At 68.6% G+C, this 24,714-nt stretch carries 23 protein-coding genes; 14 read left to right on the forward strand and 9 right to left on the reverse strand.

The genetic code is table 11. The annotated features are described in order from the left end of the window. Position 1 precedes the first annotated feature (1 nt). Positions 2–502, forward strand: coding sequence for a tetratricopeptide repeat protein (locus tag AC07U4_RS02435; RefSeq protein ID WP_137897298.1), 501 nt, complete (start codon positions 2–4; stop codon positions 500–502). Positions 503–756: 254 nt separating this feature from the next. Here AC07U4_RS02435 and rsmA read toward each other — a convergent pair whose 3' ends face one another. The 4 genes from rsmA to AC07U4_RS02455 form a co-directional block, all read right to left on the reverse strand. Next, positions 757–1,599 (reverse strand): 16S rRNA (adenine(1518)-N(6)/adenine(1519)-N(6))-dimethyltransferase RsmA, encoded by an 843-nt coding sequence (gene rsmA, locus AC07U4_RS02440; RefSeq protein WP_495194317.1) that lies wholly within the window; start codon positions 1,597–1,599, stop codon positions 757–759. Then, on the reverse strand, positions 1,596–2,588 hold the full coding sequence (gene pdxA, locus AC07U4_RS02445) for a 4-hydroxythreonine-4-phosphate dehydrogenase PdxA (RefSeq protein WP_081974315.1): 993 nt from the start codon (positions 2,586–2,588) through the stop codon (positions 1,596–1,598). The genes rsmA and pdxA overlap by 4 nt, the downstream gene beginning before the upstream one ends. Before the next feature lies 1 nt (position 2,589). Continuing rightward, positions 2,590–3,909 carry a peptidylprolyl isomerase gene (locus AC07U4_RS02450; RefSeq protein WP_245640824.1) on the reverse strand — a complete coding sequence of 440 codons (1,320 nt, stop codon included), beginning with the start codon at positions 3,907–3,909 and terminating at the stop codon, positions 2,590–2,592. A 126-nt stretch (positions 3,910–4,035) separates the two neighbouring features. Then, positions 4,036–6,258: an LPS-assembly protein LptD gene (locus AC07U4_RS02455; RefSeq protein WP_495194999.1), complete on the reverse strand. Its 2,223-nt coding sequence runs from the start codon at positions 6,256–6,258 to the stop codon at positions 4,036–4,038. Between the two features lie 176 nt (positions 6,259–6,434). Between AC07U4_RS02455 and AC07U4_RS02460 the strand changes: the two genes are divergently transcribed. The 4 genes from AC07U4_RS02460 (at position 6,435) to AC07U4_RS02475 (ending at position 9,677) form a co-directional block, all read left to right on the forward strand. Further along, positions 6,435–7,907: a leucyl aminopeptidase gene (locus tag AC07U4_RS02460; protein WP_495194318.1), complete on the forward strand. Its 1,473-nt coding sequence runs from the start codon at positions 6,435–6,437 to the stop codon at positions 7,905–7,907. A gap of 276 nt (positions 7,908–8,183) precedes the next feature. Beyond that, on the forward strand, positions 8,184–8,624 hold the full coding sequence (locus AC07U4_RS02465; protein WP_495180230.1) for a DNA polymerase III subunit chi: 441 nt from the start codon (positions 8,184–8,186) through the stop codon (positions 8,622–8,624). A 112-nt stretch (positions 8,625–8,736) separates the two neighbouring features. Next, entirely contained in the window at positions 8,737–9,159 is a 423-nt protein-coding gene (ndk, locus tag AC07U4_RS02470; RefSeq protein WP_038659321.1) for a nucleoside-diphosphate kinase, read from the forward strand. Next, positions 9,159–9,677 (forward strand): GNAT family N-acetyltransferase, encoded by a 519-nt coding sequence (locus AC07U4_RS02475; protein WP_495194319.1) that lies wholly within the window; start codon positions 9,159–9,161, stop codon positions 9,675–9,677. Before ndk ends, AC07U4_RS02475 begins: the two co-directional genes overlap by 1 nt. Positions 9,678–10,018: 341 nt before the next feature. Here the strand turns inward: AC07U4_RS02475 and AC07U4_RS02480 are convergent, their stop codons facing one another. Next, positions 10,019–10,648: a carbonic anhydrase gene (locus AC07U4_RS02480; protein WP_137897305.1), complete on the reverse strand. Its 630-nt coding sequence runs from the start codon at positions 10,646–10,648 to the stop codon at positions 10,019–10,021. A 139-nt stretch (positions 10,649–10,787) separates the two neighbouring features. On the opposite strand from AC07U4_RS02480, the gene lipA reads away from it, so the two are divergent. Together lipA and AC07U4_RS02490 are read left to right on the forward strand one after the other, a co-directional pair. Further along, positions 10,788–11,738: a lipoyl synthase gene (gene lipA, locus AC07U4_RS02485; RefSeq protein ID WP_137897306.1), complete on the forward strand. Its 951-nt coding sequence runs from the start codon at positions 10,788–10,790 to the stop codon at positions 11,736–11,738. After that, on the forward strand, positions 11,731–12,189 hold the full coding sequence (locus AC07U4_RS02490; protein WP_038659333.1) for a type II toxin-antitoxin system RatA family toxin: 459 nt from the start codon (positions 11,731–11,733) through the stop codon (positions 12,187–12,189). Before lipA ends, AC07U4_RS02490 begins: the two co-directional genes overlap by 8 nt. Here the strand turns inward: AC07U4_RS02490 and AC07U4_RS02495 are convergent. Genes AC07U4_RS02495 through AC07U4_RS02505 form a run of 3 tightly spaced genes read right to left on the reverse strand, consistent with a single transcriptional unit; the run spans position 12,150 to position 14,292 of the window. Further along, the gene (locus AC07U4_RS02495) at positions 12,150–12,650 is read right to left on the reverse strand and encodes a CinA family protein (RefSeq protein WP_038659336.1); all 501 of its coding nucleotides are present in this window, start codon (positions 12,648–12,650) and stop codon (positions 12,150–12,152) included. The two genes, AC07U4_RS02490 and AC07U4_RS02495, sit on opposite strands and share 40 nt — an antisense overlap. After that, complete coding sequence (locus AC07U4_RS02500; protein WP_495194320.1) at positions 12,650–13,171, reverse strand: hypothetical protein; 522 nt, start codon at positions 13,169–13,171, stop codon at positions 12,650–12,652. Before AC07U4_RS02500 ends, AC07U4_RS02495 begins: the two co-directional genes overlap by 1 nt. Beyond that, positions 13,168–14,292: a bifunctional 2-C-methyl-D-erythritol 4-phosphate cytidylyltransferase/2-C-methyl-D-erythritol 2,4-cyclodiphosphate synthase gene (locus AC07U4_RS02505; protein WP_495194321.1), complete on the reverse strand. Its 1,125-nt coding sequence runs from the start codon at positions 14,290–14,292 to the stop codon at positions 13,168–13,170. The genes AC07U4_RS02500 and AC07U4_RS02505 overlap by 4 nt, the downstream gene beginning before the upstream one ends. Positions 14,293–14,373: 81 nt before the next feature. On the opposite strand from AC07U4_RS02505, the gene dusB reads away from it, so the two are divergent. The 7 genes from dusB to hflX all read left to right on the forward strand — a co-directional run bounded on the left by dusB (position 14,374) and on the right by hflX (position 23,939). Then, positions 14,374–15,381 carry a tRNA dihydrouridine synthase DusB gene (gene dusB, locus AC07U4_RS02510; RefSeq protein ID WP_137897310.1) on the forward strand — a complete coding sequence of 336 codons (1,008 nt, stop codon included), beginning with the start codon at positions 14,374–14,376 and terminating at the stop codon, positions 15,379–15,381. Positions 15,382–15,388: 7 nt separating this feature from the next. Further along, a complete protein-coding gene (locus AC07U4_RS02515; protein ID WP_495194322.1) occupies positions 15,389–16,450 on the forward strand; it encodes a two-component system sensor histidine kinase NtrB in 1,062 nt (353 codons plus the stop codon). Next, positions 16,447–17,862 carry a nitrogen regulation protein NR(I) gene (gene ntrC / locus AC07U4_RS02520; RefSeq protein ID WP_038659351.1) on the forward strand — a complete coding sequence of 472 codons (1,416 nt, stop codon included), beginning with the start codon at positions 16,447–16,449 and terminating at the stop codon, positions 17,860–17,862. The genes AC07U4_RS02515 and ntrC overlap by 4 nt, the downstream gene beginning before the upstream one ends. Positions 17,863–18,436: 574 nt before the next feature. After that, complete coding sequence (locus tag AC07U4_RS02525; protein WP_137897313.1) at positions 18,437–20,662, forward strand: sensor histidine kinase NtrY-like; 2,226 nt, start codon at positions 18,437–18,439, stop codon at positions 20,660–20,662. A gap of 3 nt (positions 20,663–20,665) precedes the next feature. Then, entirely contained in the window at positions 20,666–22,042 is a 1,377-nt protein-coding gene (gene ntrX, locus AC07U4_RS02530) for a nitrogen assimilation response regulator NtrX (RefSeq protein ID WP_038659353.1), read from the forward strand. A 122-nt stretch (positions 22,043–22,164) separates the two neighbouring features. Next, complete coding sequence (gene hfq / locus AC07U4_RS02535) at positions 22,165–22,650, forward strand: RNA chaperone Hfq (protein ID WP_038659355.1); 486 nt, start codon at positions 22,165–22,167, stop codon at positions 22,648–22,650. 2 nt (positions 22,651–22,652) lie between these two features. Beyond that, on the forward strand, positions 22,653–23,939 hold the full coding sequence (hflX, locus tag AC07U4_RS02540) for a GTPase HflX (protein ID WP_495194323.1): 1,287 nt from the start codon (positions 22,653–22,655) through the stop codon (positions 23,937–23,939). 9 nt (positions 23,940–23,948) lie between these two features. Here hflX and mazG read toward each other — a convergent pair whose 3' ends face one another. Then, a complete protein-coding gene (gene mazG, locus AC07U4_RS02545; protein WP_495194324.1) occupies positions 23,949–24,680 on the reverse strand; it encodes a nucleoside triphosphate pyrophosphohydrolase in 732 nt (243 codons plus the stop codon). Between the last annotated feature and the right edge of the window lie 34 nt (positions 24,681–24,714).

Genomic DNA, 24,714 nt, shown 5'->3' on the forward strand with positions numbered 1-24,714 from the left:
CATGCGCGTTACGTCCGTCGCTCTTGCCGCTGCGCTGACCCTCGTCTGTGTCTCGACCTCGCTCAGCGGCCAGCGACCCGACGACCAGATCGACGCGCGCTCGCTGCAATTGCTGGCGCAGGGCCGCGCCGCCAAAGCGGCCGGCAATCTCGACGGCGCGACCGACCTGCTCGAGACCGCCGTGGCGGTCGATCCGCGCAACCGTCAGGCGTTCGTCACGCTTGCCGAGGTCGCTGAGAGCCGTGGCCTGCCCGGCAAGGCGATCCGCTTGTACCGCGAGGCGCTGACGCTCGAACCCAATGACGTCGTCGCGTTGCGCGGGCAGGGCGAGGCGCTGGTCGCCAAGGGCGCGGTGGCGATCGCCAAGACCAATCTCGCCAAGATCCGCACGCTCTGCAAGGCCGGCTGCCCGGAGGCGAACCAGCTCGCCGCGGCGATCGCCAAGGGACCGCCGGTCACCACCGCGCAGACCGAAACCAAGCCGACCGCGCCGAAGGAATAAACGCCCGGCACGGGGCGGGGGACCGCATATGGTTGTTAGTGTGAGTCCCTCGTGTTCCAAACCCACCTCGTCACCCCGGACTTGTTCCGGGGTCCACTCCGCGGCGAGGAGAAAGGCTTGAGCGGACACCGTTCTCCTGCGGCCCGGTGGACCCCGGAACAAGTCCGGGGTGACGGATCTAATTAGGGAACCGATCAAGCCTCATACCGCAGCCATAGGAGAGGCTCGGTGTGGCACGCGTTGGGCCTCTAGGCTCAACTCGCGCCGCCCACCACCCGCGCCAGCGCGACGAATTCGTCGACGCCCACCGTTTCCGCCCGTCGCGTCGGATCGATCCCGATCTGCTCCAGCCCGGCCAAAGCCCCCGGCACGCCCTTCAGGCTCTGCCGCAGCATCTTGCGTCGCTGGCCGAACGCCGCCGCGGTGATCCGCTCCAGCACGCGCACCTCGACCCCCTCCGGCGCCTCGCCCGGCACGATATGCACCACGGCAGACATCACCTTGGGCGGCGGGGTGAAAGCCGAGCGGTGCACCGGCATCGCGATCCGCGCCGACGAGCGCCATTGGCTCAGCACCGCCAGCCGCCCGTAGGCGTCGTCGTTCGCCGTAGCGACGATCCGCTCGGCAACCTCCTTCTGGAACATCAGCGTGCATGACTGCCACCACGGCTGCCACGCCGCGGTCAGCCAGCCGACCAGCAGCGCGGTGCCGACGTTATACGGCAGATTGGAGACGATATGCGGCCGCCCGGCGAACAGCGCCGGCGCATCCACTGCCAGCGCGTCGCCCTCGATCACGCGCAGCTTGCCGGGATAGGCCTCGCCCAATTCCGCCAGCGCCGGGATGCAGCGCCGGTCGCGCTCGATTGCGGTGACGTTCGCCCCCGCCGCCAGCAGCGCGCGGGTCAACCCGCCGGGCCCCGGCCCGACCTCGAGCACCTCCGCGCCATCGAGATCTCCCGGCACCGCCGCGATCCGTGCCAGCAACTGGCCGTCGAACAGGAAATTCTGGCCCAGCGCCTTGCTGGCGTTGAGCCCGTAGCGTGCGATCACCTCGCGCAGGGGCGGCAGCTTGCCGCCCGCGGGTGCGTCGGTCATGCCCGCGCGCGCCGGTCCGCCGCCTGACCCGCCAGCGCGATCGCCGCGATCATCGCGCCGGGATGCGCCTCGTCGCGGCCGGCGATGCCGAAGGCGGTGCCGTGATCGGGCGAGGTCCGCACGATCGGCAGGCCAAGAGTGATGTTGACGCCCTCGTCGAAATGCAGCGTCTTGATCGGCACCAAAGCCTGATCGTGGTAGCAGCAGAGCACCGCGTCATAGCCGGCGCGGGCCCGCGCGTGGAACAGCGTATCGGCGGGGAACGGCCCGGTCGCGTCGATCCCCTCGTCACGCAGCTGCGCAATCGCCGGTGCGAGGATGTCGATCTCCTCGCGCCCGATCGCACCACCTTCGCCGGCATGCGGGTTGAGCCCGGCGAAGGCGAGCCGCGGCGCGGCGATCCCGAAATCGCGGGTCAGCCCCAGCGCCGTGGCGCGGCCCTTGGCGACGATCAGCTCGACCGACAGCAACGACGGCACTTGCGCCAGCGGCACGTGGACGGTGATCGGCACGACGCGCAGGCTCGGCCCGGCAAGCATCATCACCGCATCCTCCGCGGCGATGCCGCAGCGTTCGGCGACGAATTCGGTCTGGCCGGGATGGTTGAAGCCGATGCCGTACAATTGCGCCTTGGATACCGGACCGGTGACCAGCGCCCGCGCGGCGCCGCTGCGGACCAGTGCGATCGACCGTTCCAGCGCCTGCAAGGCCGCCTTCGCCCCGCCGACCTCGGGCGCGCCCGGCGTCACCGGTCCGGCATCGCCGACCGCCAGCACCGGCAGCGCACGGTCGAACACCGCCGCGGCCTCATCGAGATCGTCGATCGCCTCGACCGGCCCGCTCCACACCCGCCGCACCGCCGCGGGATCGCCGACGAGCGCGAACTGCGGCAGGCTGCGCAGCGCCCGCACCGCCCAGCTCTTGGCGACGATCTCCGGTCCGATCCCGGCGGGATCGCCCATCGTGATCGCGAGCGGCGCCTGGCTCATGTCAACGATACTCGATGACCGCGTCGCGGCGCAGATCGCGCAGCTTGCTCTGCGCGCGCAGGTTGACGCGCTGCTGTTCGAGCTGGCCCTGGATCTGCGCCGCACCCGGCACCGCCGATTGCTGCGCATCGTCGCGACCGCAGAGCACCAGCGCGCGCACGCCCTCGGTCGGCGAGCCGAACGGCGGGGTCGCCTGACCGACCTGCAGCTTGAGCAGGATCTCCTGCAACTGCGGCGGCAGGTCGCGGATGCGGACCGAATCGTTGTCGACCACCTCGGCTCCGATCGTCGCGGCGACCTTCTCGACCGTGCCGCAGCCCTGGATCGACTGGACCGTCTTGGCGAAGGTCGCGGCGCGCACCTGCGCCTGCGCCTGCGTCGTGCCGGCGGGGAAGCCGACGGTAAGCTGCTTCAGGCTGAGCCGCGCATCGCGCGGGTCGGCGGCACCGATCGTGCGCTTGTCGGTGAGATAAAGGATCGAGAAGCCGCCCGGCGTCTCGATCGGGCCGGCGACCTGGCCGACCTGCATCTGCTGCGCCGCATCGGCGAGCGGCTGCGGCAGCGTCACCAGCCGGATCCAGCCGAGATCGCCGCCGACGCCGCGCGTCGACGCTTCCGAATAGTTGCGCGCGAACAGCTCGAACGGCTGCTGCGCCTTCTGGATCTCGCCGATGATCTGCTTGGCCTTGGCGAACACCTCGGCGCGGTTCGCGTCGTTCGCGCTCAGGTAGATCTCGCGCAGATTATATTCCTCGGTGCCGCGCGATGCCTCGATCCGCTTCTGGATCGCGCTCACCTCTTCGTCGCCGACGTTGACGAACGGCTCGATCTTGCGGCGCAGATAGCGGCTCCAGGCGAGCTCGCCCTCGATCGCACGGCGCAGCGACCGCTCCGACGATCCGGCCTTGCGCAGCGCGACGCGCAATTGCGGCACGGTCATGTTGAACCGCTTGGCGAGACCCGCCTCGCTCTGGTCGAGCTCGGCCGCGGTGACGGTGATCTCGGCGGTCTTCGCCTCCTGGATCTCCAGCGTCTCGTCGATCAGCTGGCGCAGGATCTGCAACTTGAACTCGTCGACCTGCTCCGCCGCCGGGCCGCGGCCGCCGTTGTTGAAGACGGTGAGCGCCAGCCGCTGGTCGACGTCGGTACCGGTGATGACCGTGTCGTTGACGATCGCGGTCGGCTTGCGCACGTTGGGGTCGAGCTTGCCGAAAATCTGCAGATTGGTGGGGATGTTGAGGTTGGTCTCGGGCACCTGCTGGTCGGGCACCGTCTGCGCGACCGCGCCGGTGGCGATCGCCGCCAGCGCGAGCCAGCTCATGGTGCGACCGATCCGGGCGCTGCGTCGATTGTTCTGCGTCACGTTCTTCCGTTACCCCAAAGCTCGGCGTCGCGCATCGGGCACCACGCCTGTTCCGGTCATGCCCCGATCCATCTGAACTGCGGCTTAGCGACCGAGGTTGGTCAAGGCCAGCGTCAACAGGAAGCTGTTGCCCGAGCGCGCGTCGCCGGTATCCTGATAATCGCGCCGCCACGTCATGCCGAGCCGCAGGCAATCGTCCTCATATTGGACGCCGAGCCGATGGCGGATCGGATCGAAGCCGTCGGACAGCGACTGCGGGTCCTCGCTGCGGTCGGTGAGGTCGATGACGGTCGAGCCGAACACCGACCAGAAGCGCGCGAACTGCACGCGGCCGGCGAGCCGCACCTCCTCTCGATCCTGGAGATCCTCGATCGCCGGGAAGATGTTGCGGTTGAGCCGCAGATAACCGGCGAGGACATAGGTCGAGCGCGAGCCGATCGTCGCATCCACCTCGTTGCGGCGCACCGCCAGGCCGTCCTTGTCGAGCCGGTAGCGGTGGATGATCGAGACGAAGTCGCGGATGCGCAGCGTCGTGCGCCCGACGAAATCGGAGAAACGGTCGCTCAGCCCGGTACCGCTCGGCAGGATCGTCGGCCGCTCCGACAGGCGATAGCTCTGGCCGATCACCGTGTCGAAGGTCACGCCGGGCACCGCCACCGCCCATTCCGCGCCATAGGTGGCGCGGCTGCTGTCCTCCCACCGGTCGTAGCCGGCGAAGCGGTTGAGCGCGAACAGGTTCGAATCCTCCAGGTCGACCGCCCGCGCATCCTCGTTGGGCACGTCGAGATTGGCGACCTTGGGGCTGGCGACGATCTGCAACCGCGGCGTCAGCCGCTGCGTGCCGCCGAGGAACTCGCCGACGAACGGCCATTTGATGTCCGCCGCCAGCGCGCCGATCGCGCGCGCCTGAAAGCCGTCGATGCCGCGATAGCTGGCGACCGTCGTCAGCAGCGAATTGTGCGTGTTGTAGGCGTCGGCGCGGGCGTAGGCGGTGAACGTCACCTCCTGGCCCCAGTTGGTCAGCCGCCGCAGGTCCCATTGCCCGGCGACGAACGCGCGCTGCGTGTCCTGTCCCTCGGTGCGGGTGATCGCCAGCGTGTTCGCCTGCAACTGCAATTTGCCGCCGGCGAGATCGATCCGCTTGCGGAAGTCCATCTCGGGCAGCGCGATCGGCTGGTTGCCCTGCGGATCGTTGACCCGCAGCGTCTGGATGTACCAGCCGGTCAGCGCGAAATAGGTGTTGGGATCGATCCGCTCGAGCGAGGCGGTGGTGCGCAGCCGGTCGTCGCGCGAGATGTCGTAGCGGCGCAGGAAGGTGCGGTCGCTGGCGATGCGCGCCGATCCGCTGACGCTCCAATTGGGGGTCAATTGGTAGCGTGCGATACCGTCGATATAGCCGCGGAACGCGCGCTCGGTATCGGTCGGCGTCACGGTGTTGAGATCGTCGCTGCGCCGGCTCTCGGTGACGTAACCGGTCACCTGGAAGGCGCCATTGGTGCCGAGCGCCTCGTAGCGCGCCTGCATCATCGGCAGCACCGCGGAGAAGACGTGCGGGGTGAGCGTCAGCCCCTTGTTGGGCGCCAGCCGGAAATAATAAGGCGTCACCAGTTCGAGGCCGTTGACCCGGTCGAGCTGGAGGTCGGGCGCGAGCAGGCCGCTTTCCGAACCGCCGCCGACCGGCATCGAGAAAGCGGGCAGGGGGAGCGCTGGCAATCCGAACAGGTGGAACTGGCCGCCACCGAAATAGACGCGCTCGCGATCGGGCCGATAGGTGATCCGCACTGCGGTGATCTGCCACGACGGCGTCTTCGGGCAGCCTTCGGAGGTCTGCACCGCGCACGGCGTATATGCGGCCTTGTCGAGCTGCATCGAGCCGTCGGTGCGGCGCGTGCCGCGCTCCGCCGCCATCCGGCCGCCCTGTTCGAGCACGACCAGCATGTTCTGGACGACCCCGTCCTTCAGCGAATCGGTCAGCTCGATCGAATCGCCGTAGGCGACGTCGCCCTGCGGATTGGTGACCGCGATGTTGCCGGTCGCGACGACCTTGCCGGTCTTGCGGTTCCACACCACCTTGTCGGCGCGCAGCCGGTCGCCCTGGCGGAACATCCGCACCTCGTCGAGCGCGGTGACCATGTCGGCATTGCTGTCATAGTCGAGACTGCCGGCGCTGAACTGCACCTGATCGTCGCCGGCGGGCGTCGCCAAGGCGGGATCGCTCGCCGGTGGCGGCGCGACCGGGCGGTTCTGCAGGTCCTGCGCCGCCGCCGGTGCGACGAGAAGGGCCGCGGCGAGCGCACAGCCGGCCATAAGGTCGAAACGCAACACGATTATCCGAATACCCTTTCGGCGTGGCCGGCCCCGCCCTGAACGGTGCCGCACCCACGCCCGCCTATCGCATCACCCGCGCGGCGCTGCAATCGTTGTGCTTGCCGCCCGGCGACCTTAGATCATGCGCCTGTTCTCGTCCCAGGAAGTCACCCTATATGCAGATCGCCTTCTCGTCCGCCGCTTCCACCGCCCCTGCGATCCTCGCGCTGCCGATCGAGAAGGATCTCGCCGGCCGCGCCAGCTGGGCGGGGCTCGGCGACGGGCATCAGGCGCTCGCCACCGCCGCGGCCCGCGCCGCGCGCTTCGACGGCGAGGCCGGCGCGATCGTCGAGCTGTTCGTCGCCGAGGGCGACGCCACGCGCCAGGTGCTGCTGCTCGGCGTCGGCGCCAATGGCGAGGCGGATTGGGAGAAAGCGGGCGGCGCGCTCGTCGCCAGATTGCTCACCTCCGGCGCCACCGACGTGACCGCCGACCTGTCGGCCGCCAGCCCGACCGCGAAGGCCGCCGCGCGCTTCGCCGCCGCCGCCGCGCAGCGCGCGTGGCGCTTCGACCAATATCGCACCAAGCTGCCCGAAAAGCAGAAGCCGACGCTCGCCACGCTGACCATCGTCGGCGCCCCCGCCGACACCGACGCCGCCTGGGCGGCGCAGTATGCGGTCACCCAGGGCCTCGACCTCACCCGCAACCTCGTCGCCGCGCCGCCCAACATCCTCTATCCCGAAAGCTTCGTCGAACAGGTACGCGCCAGCGTCGAGGGCTTGGGCCTAGAGATCATCACCGTCGACGAGGCGGAGATGGCCGAACTCGGCATGGGTGCGCTGCTCGGCGTCAGCCAGGGCTCGGTGCGCGAGGCGCGCATCCTCGCGCTCAAGTGGAACGGGGCGGGCGAGGGCGATCCGTCGCTCGCGCTGGTCGGCAAGGGCGTGACCTTCGACACCGGCGGCATCTCGCTCAAGCCCGGCGCGGGCATGGAGGACATGAAGTGGGACATGGGCGGCGCCGGTGCGGTCGCCGGCACGATGAAGGCGCTCGCCGCGCGTAAGGCGAAGCTCAACGTCGTCGGCGTGATGGGCCTCGTCGAGAACATGCCCGACGGCAATGCGCAGCGTCCCGGCGACGTCGTCACCTCGATGTCGGGGCAGACGATCGAGATCCTCAACACCGATGCCGAGGGCCGGCTGGTGCTCGCCGACGCGATCACCTGGACGCAGAAGACCTTCCGCCCGAAGACGATCATCGATCTCGCCACGCTGACCGGCGCGATGATCGTCAGCCTCGGCAACGAATATGGCGGCGTCTTCGCCAATGACGACGGCCTCGCCGACACGCTGCTCGCCGCCGGCCTCGCGACCGGCGACAAATTGTGGCGCTTCCCGTTGTCGGACGCCTACAACAAGCTGATCGACTCGCCGATCGCCGACATGAAGAACGTCGGCCCGCGCGGCGCCGGCTCGATCACCGCGGCGCAGTTCATCCAGCGCTTCGTCGACGAGGGCGTCGCCTGGGCGCATCTCGACATCGCCGGCATGGTGTGGAGCGACAAGGCCGGCGCCACCTACGACAAGGGCGCCACCGGCTACGGCGTCCGCCTCCTCGACCGCGCCATCGCCGATCATTTCGAAGCCTGACCGCCGTTGCGCCCCTTCCTGCACGGGAGGGGCAGAGCTGGTGCAGATCGCTGATCGGGACGGCGCGACCGTCCTCACACGCCCCGTCATGCCGGACCTGATCCGGCATCCCGCTTCTCCCTATCGTCGGTAGAAGCGGGACCCCGGGGCATGCCCGGGGTGACGAAGCGCATTTGAAAGCGACCGCCGTAGCCCCCCCCCCCAACCACCGACCGCACCGACCCACGCGTCACCACGAGGGGTGACGTCGCCGCACCGCCACGCTACCTCGCCCCGATGCAGGTCGACTTCTACCATCTCACCGCAACCCCGCTCGACCGCGCGCTGCCGCAGATCGCCGCGAAGGTGGTCGAGACCGGCAACCGGCTGCTGATCGTCAGCGCCCGCGACGAGCAGCGCGCCGAACTCGACCGGTTGCTCTGGGTCTATCGGCCCGACAGCTTCCTGCCGCACGCCCAACTCGGCGCCGGCGACGACGCCCGCCAGCCGATCCTCATCGCACCCGAGGTTCGCGCCGCGAACGGCGCCCGCTACGTCGCGCTGGTCGACGGCGAATGGCGCGACGCCGCGCTCGACTTCGACCGCGCCTTCCATGTCTTCGAAGACGAGTTCATCCGCCCGGCGCGCGACGCGTGGCGCGCGCTCGGCGGTCGCGACGGCGTCGAGCGGCGCTATTGGAAACAGAATGACGCCGGCCGCTGGGAACAGGCGGCCTAGGTCGCGGTCCGGCGCTGGTTTCCCGGCCCCGCCGAAGCGGTTGCAAAGCCGGCGCCCCCCGACTAGGGCGGCGCCACTTTCCGCCCGTTCAAGACAGGAGCCCGTGACCATCATGGCCGCGAACCGTACCTTTTCGATCATCAAGCCCGATGCCACCCGCCGCAACCTGACCGGTGCGGTCACCAAGATGCTCGAAGAGGCCGGCCTGCGCGTCGTCGCGTCCAAGCGCATCCAGATGACCCGCGAGCAGGCCGAGGGCTTCTACGCCGTCCACCGCGAGCGTCCGTTCTTCAACGACCTCGTCAGCTTCATGATCTCCGGTCCGGTCGTCGTGCAGGTGCTCGAGGGCGAGAATGCCATGCAGCGCAACCGCGACATCATGGGCGCGACCAATCCGGCGAACGCCGAGCCCGGCACGATCCGCAAGGAACTCGCCGAGTCGATCGAGGCGAACAGCGTGCACGGCTCGGATTCGGACGAGAATGCCGAGATCGAGATCGCCTATTTCTTCAAGCCCGAAGAGATCGTCGGCTGATGACCTGGCGGCTGCGGCGCGCGTCCCCGGAGGATGCGCCCGCGGTCGCACTGGTGGCGGCCGCAAGCTTTCTCACCACCTTCGCCGGCATCCTCGACGGTGCCGACATCGTCGCGCATGTCGCGAAGAACAGTTCGGCCGCGCGCTTCGCCGCATGGACGAACGATCCGGCCAGCGTGGTGACGCTCGCCGAGCATCCCGATGGCGCCGCGCCGGTCGGCTATACGTTGCTCACCACGCCCGATCTTCCGCTGACGATCGATGCGGGCGATATCGAACTCCGCCGCATCTACACGCTGCCGGCCGCTTATGGCTCGGGCCTCGGGCAGGCGCTGATGGCGCGCGCGGTCGACGACGCGCGGGCGATGGGCAGGACCCGCCTGCTCCTCGGCGTCTACGGCGGCAACGATCGCGCGCGGCGCTTCTACGAACGACAGGGCTTCGCGATCGCCGGCCGCCGCCAATACCGGGTCGGCGCGACGCTGTGCGACGACTTCATCTACGCGCGCGCCTTATAAATCCTCCCCGCTAGGGGGAGGTGTCAGCGCAGAGCGCTGACAGAGGGGCAGGAAAGGGCGGGCGCCTGATTAGAAAGCTTCACCCCATCCTCCCCCTCCGTCACGCCTTCGGCGCGCCACCTCCCCCTTGCGGGGGAGGAATTAGGCGTTGCATCGCGCCCACGCGAATATGTGATCGGCAAAGTCCTCCCCCGCCAGGGGGAGGGGGACCGTTCGGCGAAAGCCGAATGGTGGAGGGGGAGGAAAGGGCGGCAGCCCTGTTATAGCGCTCCGTCCTATCCTCCCCTCCGTCACCGCTGCGCGGTCACCCCCCTTTTTTGGGGGCGGACCGGATCACCTCGTCACGCCGGTGCGAACACTCCGTCGTCGTCCATCACGTGCAGCTGGCCGTCGGCGATCGCGAAATACGCCCCGCGCAGCTTGAGCGTGCCCGCGGCCTCGCGGTCCGCGACGAACGGGAAGGTGCGCAGGTTGGCGATGCTGACCCGCACCGCTTCATGCTCCAGTTCGCGCTTCGCATCGGCGCCGTCGCCGAACTCCGCCTTCACCTTGTCGCGCGCATCGTCGAGCAGTCCGACCCAGTCGGAGATGAAGCCGCCTTCGCCCGGCTTGCTGTCCTTGAACCCGCCCGACAGCGCCGCGGCGCAACCGCCGCACGAGGCGTGGCCCATCACCACCACCTCGGGCACCTCGAGCTGCGTCACCGCGAATTCCACCGCGGCCGAAACGCCGTGATAGCCCTTGCTCGTCTCGAACGGCGGCACGAGGTTGGCGACATTGCGCACCGTGAAGATCTCGCCCGGCGCGACGTCGAAGATCTGCATCGGGTCGACGCGGCTGTCCGAACAGGCGACCACCATCACCTTGGGGTCCTGGCCCTGGCTGAGCTGGCTCCAGCGCTCGCGCTGTTCGGTCCAGCCCTTGGCGCGGAACCGGCGATAGCCTTCGACCATATCGGCGAAATCGGTCATTGTACCTCCATCATGTGTCCGTTTCGGCTGCTATAACGCATATTTGCGGGGAGGGTCCCCCCGACGCGCGGCGGGCAAAGCTTCTTCACAAACGGCATGACGGTTGTTCACAAACCCGGGAGTCGCTATCTCGCGGATCATGAACGAGATGACCCCGCTCGCCCGTCCGGAACGCCTGCGCAAGCCCGACTGGATCCGCGTCAAGGCGCCGACCAGCGCCGGCTTCGCCGCGACGCGCGAATTGATGCGTTCGAAAAGCCTGACCACCGTCTGCGAAGAGGCGGCCTGTCCGAATATCGGCGAATGCTGGTCGAAGAAGCATGCGACGGTGATGATCCTCGGCGACACCTGCACGCGGGCCTGCGCCTTCTGCAACGTCAAGACCGGCATGCCCCGCGCGGTCGATCCGATGGAGCCCAACAACGTCGCCGATGCCGCGGCGCAGATGGGCCTCGAACATATCGTCGTCACCTCGGTCGATCGTGACGATCTGCCCGACGGCGGCGCGAAGCAGTTCGTCAAGGTGATCGAGGCGATCCGCCGGTCGAACCCGAAGACGACGATCGAGATCCTGACCCCGGACTTCCGCAACAAGCATGAGGCGGCGGTCGAGGCGATCGTCGCGGCACGACCCGACGTCTACAACCACAATCTCGAAACGGTGCCGCGGCTCTATCCGACGATCCGGCCCGGTGCGCGCTATTATGCGTCGATCCGCCTGCTGGAGAGCGTCAAGAAGCTCGACCCGTCGATCTTCACCAAGTCCGGCGTGATGCTCGGCCTCGGCGAACAGCGGCTCGAAGTGCATCAGGTGATGGACGACATGCGCTCGGCGGACATCGATTTCCTGACGATGGGCCAGTATCTCCAGCCGACGCCGCGCCACGCCAAGGTCGCCGAGTTCGTCACGCCCAAGGCGTTCGACAGCTATGCCGCGATCGCGCGCGCCAAGGGGTTCCTGCTGGTCGCCTCGTCGCCGCTGACCCGGTCGAGCTATCACGCCGGTGACGATTTCGCGAAAATGCGCGATGCCCGTGCCGCCAAGCTCGCGCAGAGCGCGGTCGCGCCGACCGCGAGCGTTCGTGCCTAAACATTCCGAGACGCGCCATCTGCCCTACACGCCGGAGCAGATGTTCGACATGGTCGCCGACGTGAAGCGCTACCCGGAGTTCCTGCCCTGGGTCAGCGCGATGCGCGTGCGCCAGGACAGCGACACCGCGACGCTCGCCGACATGATCGTCGGCTTCAAGGGGCTGCGCGAGACCTTCACCTCGAAGGTCGAGAAGACGCGTGCCGAGACGATCCATGTCGAATATGTCGATGGGCCGCTGAAATATCTGCACAACGACTGGCGCTTCCGCCCCGAGGCGGGCGGCTGCGCGGTCGATTTCGCGGTCGACTTCCAGTTCAAGAACCGGATGTTCGAGATGCTGGCGGGGCAGGTGTTCGGCGTCGCGCTGCGCCGGATGATCGGCGCGTTCGAGGATCGCGCCAAGGTCCTCTACGGCAGCAGCAGTTCGAGCGCGACCAGCGCCGCCTGAAGCCGGATCCCGCCGCGGCCGAGATCGCCGAACGCCTTGCGATCGGCATGGACGTCGGACGGATCGCCGCCCTTCTCGGCGCGCGCGAAGACGACGGTGCCGACCGGTTTTTTGATCGAGCCGCCGCCCGGCCCGGCGACGCCGGTGATCGCCACCGCGACGTCCGCGCCGCTGTTGGCGAGTGCGCCCTGCGCCATGCTCCACGCCACCGCGATCGATACCGCGCCGAACGTCTCGAGCACGTCGCTGTTCACCTTGAGCAGCTTCATCTTGGCGTCGTTCGAATAAGTGACGAAGCCGGCGCCGAACACGTCGGACGAGCCCGGCACCTCGGTGATCGCCGCCGCGACCAGCCCGCCGGTGCAGCTCTCCGCCACCGCAATCGTGCGGCCGGCGGCGCGGTTCGCCTCGACGACGCGGGTCGCCGCCTCGATCAGCTCGCGGGGAAGGACGGTGTCCATCAGCGTTGGCCCTCCGGGCAGAGCGGCAGGTCGGGCACCGCGATCGCCTTGCCCTTCGCCTTCTCCGCCTTGAAATAGCGCAGGGTGGTGACGATCACCCCCGCGGTGTTCTGCGGCGGCAGCGGCGCGAGCTGGGTGACGAAGCGGTCGATCGTCCCGCAATCCGCCGGATTGATCCGCCCGACCAGCAACGGCGCCAGCGCTGCGGTGAGCAGCGGCCGCGCGAATTCGGACTGGAGCAGCGAATCGATCATCGGATCGGACAGTTTGACGATCGCCGCGCGCGCATTCGGCCACGCACGGTCCGCGGCGTCGCGGTAGCGGTCGAGAAACTCGCTGTCGGTGCGCCGGATCAGGCTGGAGGAGGGGAGGCGCGTCGTGCAGATGATCCCGGTCTGCTGGATGATGTCGGGCAGCGCCACCAGCGTCATCGCCTCCGCCTCGGGGGTGGTGATGCAGCGCGTCTGCGCCTCGGCCGACGAGGCGGCGAGCAGTGCGACGATCGCGAGCAGCGCCCTCATCGCGGCAGGCTCACGGTCGCGACCGCCTGCGCGGCGATGCCCTCGCCGCGGCCGGTGAAGCCGAGCCGCTCGGTCGTCGTCGCCTTGATGCTCACCCGATCCTCGCTCAGGCCGAGCAGCGCGCCGATCCGCGCGCGCATCGCCTCGCGATGCGGCCCGATCTTGGGCGCCTCGCAGATCAGCGTCAGGTCGACGAAGTCGATCCGGCCGCCCTTGTCGGCGATCAGCGTCGCGGCATGCTGGAGGAATTGCGCCGAATCCGCGCCCTTCCACTGCGGGTCGGAAGGCGGAAAGTGCGTCCCGATATCCCCCGCCGCGATCGTCCCGAGCAACGCATCGGTCAGCGCATGCAGGCCGACATCGGCGTCGCTATGGCCGGACAGCCCCTTGTCGTGCGGGATCAGCACCCCGCCGAGCCACAATTCCTCGCCCGCCTCTAGCCGGTGCACGTCGAACCCCGACGCGCTGCGTGTCTCCCGGGTCACACGGGCCTCTGCGGCGGCGAAATCGTCTGGATGCGTTACCTTGTCGAGCATCGCATCGCCCTGCACCAAAGCGACGCTCCCGCCAAGCCGCCGCACCATCTGCGCGTCGTCGGTCGCCTCGTCGCCCGCCGGCCAGCCGGCATGCGCCGCGCGCAAGGCGTCGACGCGGAAGCCCTGCGGCGTCTGCACCCGCGCCAGGCCGTCGCGCGGCACCACCGCGCCGTCGCGTACCAGCGTATCCGCCACCGCCAGCACCGGCATCGCCGCCTCGGCATCGTCGAGCGCCGACAGCACGCGGTCGATCACCGCCGCCGGCACGAACGGCCGCGCCGCATCGTGCACCAGCACGCGTGCGCCGCGCACCGCCGCCAGCCCGCGCGCCACCGACTCGCGCCGCGTCGCGCCGCCGATCACAATCGGTACGTCGCCGAGGGCCGCTTCGGCCATCGCCTCGGCCCCCGCGGCGATCACCACCACCACCTCGTCCACCGCGGGATGGCCTGCGAAGGCGGCATAGGCATGCGCGACCAGCGGCTTGCCCGCCACCATCGCATATTGTTTGGGGAGCGCGCCGCCGGCACGCGAGCCGCTGCCCGCCGCCACGATCAGCGCCGTCGTCGAAGGTCGATCCGTCATCGCGTCGCTCTAGCCGCCCGCCCGCAACCTTGCCAGCACCGCCGCAAGCCGCTAGGACGATGCCCAATTTTCAGGCAGATCATGGCAGCTCTCACGCCCATCCAGATCGGTCCCGTGCGGATCGACCAGCCCGTCGTCCTGGCGCCGATGACCGGCGTCACCGACATGCCGTTCCGCACGCTCGTGCGCCGCTACGGCTCGGGTCTCAACGTCACCGAGATGATCGCCAGTCAGGCGGCGATCCGCGAGACGCGCCAGTCGATCCAGAAGGCGGCGTGGCATCTGTCCGAAGAGCCCGTCTCGATGCAGCTCGTCGGCTGCACCCCCTATGAGATGGCCGAGGCGGCGAAGCTCGCCGAGGATCGCGGCGCCGCGATCATCGACATCAACATGGGCTGCCCGGTGCGCAAGGTCACCAACGGCGATGCCGGTTCGGCGCTGATGCGCGACCTCAAGCTCGCCGCGCAACTCGTCGATGCGGTGGTCAAGGCGGTCAAGGCACCGGTCACGCTCAAGATGCGGATGGGCTGGGATCTCGACAGCCTCAACGCGCCCGAACTCTCGCGCATCGCGCAGGATCTCGGCGTGCAGCTCATCACCGTCCACGGCCGCACGCGCAACCAGATGTACAAGGGCCAGGCCGACTGGCGCTTCATCCGCACCGTCAAGGATGCGGTGACGATTCCGGTCATCGCCAACGGCGACATCTGCACGATCGACGACGCCGTCGCCGCGCTCGACCAGTCGGGCGCCGACGGCATCATGATCGGCCGCGGCGCCTATGGCCGCCCGTGGCTGCTCGGCCAGGTGATGGAGTTTCTCGCCACCGGCAACCGCCGTCCCGACCCGTCGCTCGACGAACAATATCGCGTCATCACCGAGCATTACGATGCGATGCTCGACCATTATGGCGACGTCACCGGGGTCAACATGGCACGCAAGCATATCGGCTGGTACACCAAGGGGCTGACCGGCTCCGCCGAGTTCCGCAACGCGGTCAACCAGCAGCCCGACGCCGCGGTGGTCAAGCGCATGCTCGCCGACTTCTACGCGCCGCATCGCGATCAACCGATCCGGCAGGCCGCCTGACGCGTCGATGGAGCAGCGCACCGGCTACACCTCCGGCCGGCCCGGTTTCGCCGAGCTGTTCGCGGCGCTGCCGGTCGCGGTCGTGGTGGTCGATCCCGACGATCGCATCGCGCATGCCAATGGCTTCGCCGAACAATTGCTCAATTTGTCCGAACGGGTGATGTGCGGCCAGCCGCTCGCGGCGATCCTGCCGCCGCCCGCCGCGGACGACCGCCGCGACGGGCAGGGCTTCGCCTTCTACGACACCGAGATCGCGACGCCGCACGGCCCGAAGATCCGCGTCGATTTCGTCGAGGCGGCGGTCCCCGACCATCCCGGCTGGCGCGCGATCACGCTCCACACCGCCGCCAGTACCCGCGGCCTCACCCAGACCGGTCGCAGCGCCGGCGCGCGCGCGGCGAGCGGTGCCGCGGCGATGCTGGCGCATGAGATCAAGAACCCGCTGTCGGGCATCCGCGGCGCCGCGCAATTGCTCGGCACCGGCGAGCTGACCACGCTGATCGTCACCGAGGTCGACCGCATCGCCGCGCTGATCGACCGGATGCAGGATTTCAGCGACACCCGCCCGCTGCCGATCGTGCCGGAGAACATCTATCCGCTGATCGGCCACGCCCGCCGCCTCGCGCTCGCCGGCTTCGCGCGCGGCGTCGCGATCGAGGAGCGGTTCGACCCGTCGCTGCCGCCCGCCGCGATCAATCGCGACGCGCTGCTGCAAATCCTCATAAACCTTCTCAAGAACGCGGTCGAAGCCAGTCGATCGGTGCGCAATCCACGCATCCTCATCACTACGGCCTACCGCCACGGCATGTCGGTGGCGGCCGCCCCCGGCAAACCGCGCACGCCGCTCCCCATCGAGATCTGCGTGATCGACAACGGTCCCGGCGCCCCCGCCGATATCGCCGATCATCTGTTCGACGCCTTCGTCTCGGGCCGGCCGGAGGGGCAGGGGCTTGGCCTCGCGCTGGTCGACAAATTGGTCCGCGACATGGGCGGCATCGTCCAATATGCCCGCGAAGGAACCCCGGAAATGACGACGCTCCGCCTCCTGCTGCCGCGCGCCGCCGCATGACCCGCATCCTCGTCGTCGACGACGATGCCGCGATCCGCACCGTCGTCGCGCAGGCGCTGCGCCGTGCCGGCCATGACGTGCAGACCGCCGAGACGCTGGCGCAGGTCGACCGCATGCTCGCCACCCGCGTCCCCGACGTGCTGATCACCGACGTCATCCTGCCAGACGGCGACGGCATCGCCCGCGCCAAGGAGATCGGCGAGCGCCTGCCGCAATTGCCGATCATCATCCTCTCGGCGCAGAACACGCTGACCACCGCGGTGCGCGCGGCCGAGGTCGGGGCGTATGAATATCTCCCCAAGCCGTTCGACCTCGACGATCTCACCCGCGCGGTGACCGGTGCGCTCGCCCGCGGCGCGGTGATGCCGCAGCCCGAGGCGAGCGAGGATCCGGCGCTGCCGCTGATCGGCCGCTCGCCGGCGATGCAGGACGTCTATCGCATCATCGCGCGCGTGCTCTCCAACGACCTCACCGTATTGATCTCGGGCGAATCGGGCACCGGCAAGGAACTGGTCGCGCGCGCGATCCACGATCTCGGCGCGCGCCGCGCCGCGCCCTTCGTCGCGATCAACATGGCCGCGATCCCGCGCGAGCTGATCGAGGCGGAATTGTTCGGCCACGAACGCGGCGCCTTCACCGGCGCTGCCGTGCGCAACGCCGGCCGCTTCGAACAGGCCGCCGGCGGCACGCTCTTCCTCGACGAAATCGGCGACATGCCGATGGAGGCGCAGACGCGGCTGCTGCGCGTCCTCCAGTCGGGCGAGTTCACCACCGTGGGCGGCGCGCGAACGATGCGCGCCGACGTCCGCGTCGTCGCCGCGACCAACCGCGACCTCACCCAGCAGGTTGCCTCGGGCCAGTTCCGCGAGGATCTCTTCTACCGGCTCAACGTCGTGCCGATCGCCCTGCCGGCGCTGCGCGAACGGCGGCAGGACATTCCGTTGCTCGCCCGCCATTTCCTCGAAATGGCGGCGGCACAGGGGCTGCCGCGCCGTCAGCTCAGCGATGCGGCGCAGGCATCGCTCACCGCGCACGACTGGCCCGGCAACGTCCGCGAGCTCGAAAATCTGATGCGCCGTCTGGCGGTGCTCGCCCGCGACGAACTGATCGACGCCGCGACGATCCGCGACCTGCTCGGCGCCCCCGGCACCAGCGGCGAGACATCCGATCCCGGCATCGCCGAAGCGGTCCGTCATCTGGTCGAGCGTATCGCCCGCGAGCGTCCCGGCGCACTCGACGACGGCACGCTCTACGACCGCGTCATCGGCGAGGTCGAACGCCCGCTGATCGAGGCGATGCTCGCCCGCCACGCCGGCAACCAGCTCCGCGCGGCGCGCGCACTCGGCCTCAACCGCAACACCTTGCGCAAGCGACTGGACACATTGGGCATCAGCGCACGGGCGGAGGAATGACGGAATAGGGCCTCGTGATCCTGCCGCGGAGGCGTGGGTCATCCGCCACCACCCGCGCGCCGTCCCCCCGTGCTCCTGCGAACGCAGGAGCCCAGGAGTCCGGAACGCCAATCGTTCATTCGAGCCTGCCGTGTTCCAAGCTTACCCCGTCACCCCGGACTTGTTCCGGGGTCCACCCTGCGGCGAGGAGAACGGCTTGATTTGACGCCGTTTCCCTGCGGCACGGTGGACCCCGGAACGAGTCCGGGGTGACGGCTTCGATAAGGAAACCGATCGAGCCTCATCAACGCAGCCATATGCGATTGCCCGGGGTTCGAAAGGAAAGCGGGATCGGTTCACGCGGAGGCGCGGAGGCGCGGAGATGACCGCCCGCGGCAACGTGGCCTGTCAGCGCCGGAGGTGCGATGGAAAGCGCTGCCGCCGCACCGGGGGCGACACCTCCGCGCCTCCGCGCGAACAAATCCACGGCACGCCCCACCAGCGACGCCCCGCTCATCTTACTGTCACCACAAACCACCGTTGCCAATAAATTATGTGGTTTCCGTGCAACAATCCACGTTGTACGAAGGGTCGAATGAACGCGGCCCCCATGCCCGATCTGATCGCACCCGCCCCGGACCGCCGGCTGCGCATCACGCCCGCCGTCGAGGCGCTGGTGCTCGCGCTAGCCATCGCCATCGCGACGGCGACCTATTTCGTCATCACCGGCAGCAGCAAGCCGGCACAGCCACTCTCCCCGCCCGCGATCGCCTCGCTGCTCGTCGCCAACCTCGTCCCCAGTATCGCGTTGCTGATGCTGCTCGGCCGCCGCATCGCCCGCAAGCGCGCCGCGGCGTCGCTGGTCGGCGGGGAGGGGGTCCTCCACGTCCGGCTGGTGGCGATCTTTTCGATCATTGCCGCCGTCCCGGCGTTGCTCGTCACCGTCTTTGCCTCGCTGCTCTTCCAGATCGGCGTCGAATTCTGGTCCTCCGACCGGGCCAGCGGCATGCTGGAGAACGCCCGCAAGCTGGTCGGCGAAAATTATCAGCGTGAGGCGAACCGGGTCATCTCGCAGGTGCAGGCGATGAGCGGCGATCTCGCCATCGATCTCAGGACCCATGCGATCGACAGCGCATTTTTCCAGAATGCGCTGCTGCTCCAGACCTATCGGCGTGAGCAGTCGGAGGCGATGATCATCGGCCGCAACGATAGCGATCCCCTGATCGTCCTCAATCCCTACGACAAGCCGCTTCAGAACGTCGTCACGCCTGCGGTCGAACAGGCGATCGACAAGGGGGCACGCTACGTGCTCGTCCGCAACGATGACCGGATCGGTGCCGTCGTCCCGATTGCCTACGGCAATGGCGCCTATCTGTATTCGTCACGCATCTTCGACCCGCAGCTTGCCAGCCAGATCCGCCGCGGCGACGCGATCATCCGCGATTATCAGGCGCTGCAGAGCCGCTCACGCGCGTTGCAGCTCAAGTTCAACGCCGCGCTGCTGATCCTATCGCTGCTCATCGTCGGCATCGCGGTCTGGGCGGCGTTGGCGGTGGCGGACCGACTCGTCCGTCCGGTCGCCGAACTGGTGGGGGCCGCACGCAAGGTGGCCACCGGCGATCTCACCGCGCGGGTTCCCGACCCGCGTCGCAAGGACGAAGTCGGCACGCTCGCCAACGCCTTCAACCAGATGACCGGCCGCCTGCAGGAGCAGAACAGCGCATTGGTCACCGCCAACGACCAGCTCGAGAATCGCCGCGCGCTGATCGAGGCGGTGATGGCCGGCGTGTCCGCCGGCGTTGTCGCCACTGCCGAGGACGGCACGATCCGCCTCGCCAATCGCTCCGCCACCGAATTGATCGGAACGGGGGCGGACGGGCTGATCGGTCGGCCGCTCACCACCATCGCGCCCGAACTCGCCGACCTCGTCCTCGGCCATGAACGCGAGGCGATCGTCCAGGTCATCCGCAACGGCGAGACGCGGACGCTCGCAGTGCGCATCGCGCGCACCGATGCCGGTCCGATCCTCACCTTCGACGACATCACCCAGCAATTGCTCGACCAGCGCCGCGCCGCCTGGTCGGACGTCGCGCGGCGGATCGCGCATGAGATCAAGAACCCGCTCACCCCGATCCAGCTCGCCGCCGAGCGCCTTCAGCGCCGCTACGGCAGCAAGATCGATCCCGCCGACACCACCTTCGCGCGGCTGACCGACACGATCGTCCGCCAGGTCGGCGACCTGCGCCGGATGGTCGACGAATTCTCCTCCTTCGCGCGGATGCCCAAGCCGGTGTTCCGCGAGGAATCGCTCGTCGACATCGCCCGGCAGGCGCTGTTCCTGCACGAGGTCGCGCATCCCAATATCCGCTTCGAGCTCGACCACAGCATCCCCGCACCCACGCTCGTCTGCGACCGCCGCCAGCTCGGCCAGGCGTTCACGAACATCGTCAAGAACGCCGTAGAAGCCATTGAAAGCAAAGGCGAAAGCGGTGGATCCGTGATGATGCATGTGCGTGAGGATAGTGATGTTACGACGGTCGAGCTCGCCGACACCGGCGTCGGCCTGCCGCCCGACCGCGACCGGATCGTCGAACCCTATATGACGACGCGCGCCCGCGGCACCGGCCTCGGCCTCGCGATCGTCAAGAAGATCGTCGAGGAGCATCACGGCACCATGACCTTCGCCGACCGCGACGGCGGGGGGACCGTCGTCCGCATGACCTTCGACGCCGCGGCGCTCGCCGCCCTCGACCAGGGGGCCGCGGCGCCCGAGCCGGCTGACGAAGGCCAGCTCGCCGCCCTCACACGCAATCGGAATTAAGACATGCCGCTCGACATCCTCGTCGTCGACGACGAACACGACATCCGCGAACTGGTCGCCGGCGTCCTCGAAGACGAGGGCTATGAGACCCGCTCCGCCGCCAACAGCGACGCGACGCTCGAGGCGATCGCCACCCGCCGCCCGTCGCTGGTGCTGCTCGACGTCTGGCTGCAGGGCTCGCGGCTCGACGGACTGGAGCTACTCGACGAGATCAAGCGCCGCGATCCGTCGATCCCCGTGCTCGTCATCTCGGGCCACGGCAATCTCGACACCGCCGTCGCCGCGATCCGCCGCGGCGCCAGCGACTTCATCGAAAAGCCGTTCGAGGCGGAGCGCCTGCTGCTCCTCGTCGCCCGGGCGACCGAGACCGAGCGCCTGCGCCGCGAGGTCGCCAGCCTCCGCGTCTCGGCAGGACGCGAGAGCGACCTCACCGGCAGCTCGGGCGCGATCAACGGCGTCCGCGCGACGCTCAAGCGCGTCGCCGCCACCGGCAGCCGCGTGCTGATCATGGGGCCCGCCGGCGTCGGCAAGGAAGTCGCCGCACGCTTGCTCCATGGCTGGAGCAACCGCGCGCAGGCGCCCTTCGTCATCGTCAGCGCCGCGCGCATGACCCCCGAACGCGTCGAGGAGGAGCTGTTCGGCGTCGAGGAAAGCGGCGACCTCGTCCGCCCCGGCCTGCTCGAACAGGCGCATGGCGGCACCTTGTTCCTCGACGAGATCGCCGACATGCCGGTCGCGACGCAGGCGCGTATCCTGCGCGTGCTCACCGACCAGAGCTTCAGCCGCATCGGCGGCACGCGGATCGTCAAGGTCGACGTCCGTGTCGTGTCCGCCACCTCGCGCGACCTGACGCACGAGATCGCCGAGGGCCGCTTCCGCGAGGACCTCTATTACCGCCTCAACGTCGTCCCCGTCGTGCTGCCGGCCCTGTCCGAACGCCGCGAGGACATTCCCGCGCTGGTCGAGCATTTCATGGCGCATTATGCCGCCGATCGCCGCGTGCCGACGCCCGAGATCGCACCCGATGCGATGGTCGCGCTGCAATCCTACGATTGGCCAGGCAACGTCCGCCAGCTCCGCAACGTCGTCGAGCGGACGATCATCCTCGCCCCCGGCGACCGCATCGGCCGCATCGATCTCGACCTGCTTCCCGCCGAAGTGCTCGGCGATCAGGGCGATCTCGGCAGCGGGGGCGGGGGCGCGATCATGGGCGCGCCGCTCCGCGAGGCGCGCGAGACGTTCGAGCGCGAATATCTCCGCGTCCAGATCCGCCGCTTCTCGGGCAACATCAGCCGCACCGCGAGCTTCATCGGCATGGAGCGCTCGGCACTCCACCGGAAGCTCAAGCTGCTTGGCATCACCGACGTGCGCGAGGATTGAGCGCTGGACGAAGCGCTCCTTCGTTCATAGATGCAAAGTGCCGCCCGACCCGGGCGGCGATCCGACGCCGGGAAACGGCGCAATAGCGGGCAAACGGCTCGCCAAGAACCGAAAGGCTCATCATGGCCGAAAAACAAGGGTCCCTGCAGGACCTCTTCCTCAATGCCCTTCGCCGCTCGAAGACCCCGGTGACCATGTTCCTGGTCAAGGGCGTCAAATTGCAGGGCATCGTCACCTGGTTCGACAATTTCTCGGTGCTGCTGCGCCGCGACGGCCAGTCCCAGCTCATCTACAAGCACGCCATTTCGACGATCATGCCGTCGGGGCCGATGGATATCGCCGCGCTGATCGAATCGGTCGGCGAGGCGCAGCGCAAGCAGCCGCTGTTGCAGGAGATCTTCCTCAACGCGGTGCGCAAGTCCGAGGATTCGGTGACGATGTTCCTGATCAACGGCGTCATGCTGCAGGGCCAGATCGCCGGCTTCGACCTGTTCTGCATGTTGCTCCAGCGCGAGGGCATGGCGCAGCTCGTCTACAAACATGCCGTGTCGACGATACAGCCGGCGCGCGCGCTCAACCTTGCCGATGACGGGGAGACGGAAGACTGACCGTGACCAATGGCTTCAATCGCGATCGTGACGATTTCGCCCGCGGCGGCCGCACGCTGATCGTCCTGCCCGATCAGGGCGATGCGCATCGCGATGCCGACGCCCGGCTCGACGAGACCGCGGGGCTGGCCGCTGCGATCGGTCTCGTCGTGACCGAGAAGGTCGCGGTGCGGGTGAGGGCGCCCAAGGCGGCGACGCTGATCGGCAGCGGTCAGGTCGAGCAGCTTGCGGTGCAGGTTCGCCAGAACGAGGCCGATCTCGTCGTCTTCGACGCGAGCCTGACACCCGTGCAACAGCGCAATCTCGAAACCGCGCTCGAGGCCAAGGTGATCGACCGTACCGGGCTGATCCTCGAGATCTTCGGCGAACGCGCCGCCACTGCCGAAGGGCGGTTGCAGGTCGAACTCGCGCATCTCGACTATCAGGCCGGCCGACTGGTGCGGAGCTGGACCCATCTCGAGCGGCAGCGCGGCGGCTTCGGCTTCCTCGGTGGTCCCGGCGAAACGCAGATCGAGGCCGACCGCCGGCTGATCCGCGACCGCATGGCACGGCTGCGCCGCGAGCTGGAGCAGGTCAGCCGCACCCGCGGCCTGCATCGCGACCGGCGCCAGCGCGCGCCGTGGCCGATCATCGCGCTCGTCGGCTATACCAATGCCGGCAAGTCGACGCTGTTCAACCGGCTGACCGGCGCGCATGTCATGGCCGAGGACCTGTTGTTCGCGACGCTCGACCCGACGTTGCGGCAGATCTCGCTGCCGGGGATCGACAAGGCAATCCTGTCGGACACGGTGGGCTTCGTCTCGGACCTGCCGACGCAGCTCGTCGCCGCCTTCCAGGCCACGCTGGAGGAAGTGGTGTCGGCCGATCTGCTGATCCACGTCCGCGACATCGCGCATCCCGAGACCGAGGCGCAGCGCAGCGACGTCGAGGCGGTGCTCGCCGAGATCGGCGTGTCCGAGCTGACGCCGCGCTTCGAGGCGTGGAACAAGCTCGACCTGCTCGATCCCGAGCGGCACGACGACGTGCTGGTCGAGGCGGGGCATCGCGGCGATGTCGTCGCGATCTCGGCGCTCAGCGGGGAGGGGATCGACGACCTGGTCGAGCAGGTCGCCGCCAAGCTCACCGCCGGCCATCGCCGCTATTGGATCACGCTCGACGCCGGCGACGGGGCGGGGGCGGCTTGGCTCCACGCACATGGCGAAGTGCTCGGCCAGATCAGCGAAGATCTTCAGACGCAATATGAGGTTCGCCTCGCAGAACGCGATTACGAACGCTTTTTGCAGCGGTGAGGGCGCGGCCTAGCCGCGCTTCACCCGCTGCCAGAGCGCTTCCTTGTCGTCGAGGCTGAGCGTCGGAAAGCCCTCGCCGGCGATCGCCTCCATCGCCCGGAAGCGGCGTTCGAACTTGGCATTGCCACGTCGCAATGCCGTTTCCGGATCGACGCCGAGGTGCCGCGCCCAGTTGACCGCGGCGAAGAGCAGATCACCGATCTCGTCTTCGATCTCATCGCCGGTCGCGGCATCGACCTCTTTGATTTCTTCGTGCAGTTTCGCGCGGGAACCGTCTGCGTCGGGCCAGTCGAAGCCGACGCGGGCGGCACGCTTCTGGAGCTTCACTGCGCGCATCAACGCCGGCAGCCCGGCAGCGACGCCTGCCAGTGCACTCGCATCGCTCTTGCCGCTGCGCTCGGCCGCCTTGAGTTCCTCCCAGCCGGGGCTCTGCGCCGCATCGCCGAAGATATGGGGGTGGCGACGTTCCATCTTGTCGCTGATCGACGCCACGACATCGTCAAGCGTGAATGCGCCGGCTTCCTCGGCGATCCGGCTGTGAAAGACGACCTGAAGCAATAGGTCGCCGAGCTCGTCCTTGAGATCGACCGCATCGTCGCGGGCGATCGCGTCGGCGACCTCATAGGCTTCCTCGATCGTGTACGGCGCGATCGTCGCCCAGGTCTGCGCGACGTCCCAGTCGCAGCCACGCTTGGGGTCGCGCAGCCGCGCCATGATCGCTACCAGCCGTTCGATGGTCATGCGCCCCCTCTCACCGACCCAAGCTTGGGATCGA

The sequence above is a fragment of the Sphingomonas sp. GW821-FHT02B09 genome (assembly GCF_059421875.1).